Below are 1111 nucleotides of genomic sequence, written 5' to 3'. Positions count from 1 at the left end.
AAGACATTTCGGGCGTTCGACCCGGGCCAGGGGTTGTTGCTGCCGCCGTCGCTGGATGACTGGCTTCCGGCCGATCATCTGGCACGGTTCGTGGCGGATCTGGTCGATGAGCACCTGGATTTATCGCGGATCTACGTCTCCTACCAGGAGGGGCGCGGGGCCCCGCCGTACGATCCGCGGTTGATGGTGCGGTTGCTGATCTTCGGCTACACCACGGGGGTGCGCTCCTCCCGCGGGATCGAGAAGGCCTGCACCGACATCGTCGCTTTCCGGTGGTTGGCGGCCGGGGCGGCCCCGGACTACCGCGCGATCGCCAGGTTTCGCAAGAGGCACCTGGCCGCGCTGGGCAACCTGTTCTTGCAGGCGTTGGCGTTGTGCCAGGCCGCCGGGATGGTCACGCTTGGACAGGTCGCGCTGGATGGGACGAAGCTGCGGGCGAACGCCTCCAAACGCAAGGCCATGTCGTACGCGCGGCTGACGGACAAGGAGAAGGTACTGGCCCAGGAGGTCTCCGATCTGCTGGCCGCCGCCGAGGCCATCGACAAGGCCGAGGACGCCAAGTTCGGCAAGAACCGGCGCGGGGACGAGCTGCCCGATGAGCTGGCCCGCCGAGAGTCTCGCCTGGTCAAGCTGCGCCAGGCCAAAGCTGCTCTGGAAGCCGACGCCGCCGCCGATGCGGCGGAGAAGGCTGAGGCTAAGGCCCGCGGTAAGGGCGAAGACGAAGACACCGTCGCGCAGAAGGCCGCTGAGGCCGCCGAGCGCGCCACGCCCAGGCCGAAGGCCCAGCGCAACTTCACCGACCCGGAGTCGAAGATCATGCTCACCGGGGACGGGTCGTTCGCTCAGTGCTACAACGGCCAGGCCGTGGTCGATGCCGCCCATCAGATCATCGTGGCGGCCGAGGTCAACGACTGTGCCGCCGACGTCGGCAACCTCATCCCCATGACCGAGCAGGCCATCAGCAACACGGGGCAGGCCCCGAAGCAGATGCTCGCCGATGCCGGGTACTGCTCAGCCGCGAACCTCGCCGCCTCCGCCGAGGTCACCGGCGAGCAGGGCACCGAGTTCTTCATCGCCACCGGACGACAGCGCAGCGGGGAACCGGCGCCGA

The 1111-nt window shown here is 68.2% G+C and carries 1 protein-coding gene; it reads left to right on the top strand.

The window, feature by feature from the left end:
- Positions 1-1111, top strand: a 1111-nt coding sequence (locus CEY15_RS17815; RefSeq protein ID WP_141244341.1) for an IS1182 family transposase, incomplete at both ends; no start/stop codon positions are given.

The organism is Dietzia natronolimnaea, assembly GCF_002289575.1.
GTDB lineage: Bacteria > Actinomycetota > Actinomycetes > Mycobacteriales > Mycobacteriaceae > Dietzia > Dietzia natronolimnaea_A.
Note: the sequence above shows the minus strand (reverse complement) of the source record. Positions and strands in the feature narration are given on the sequence as shown.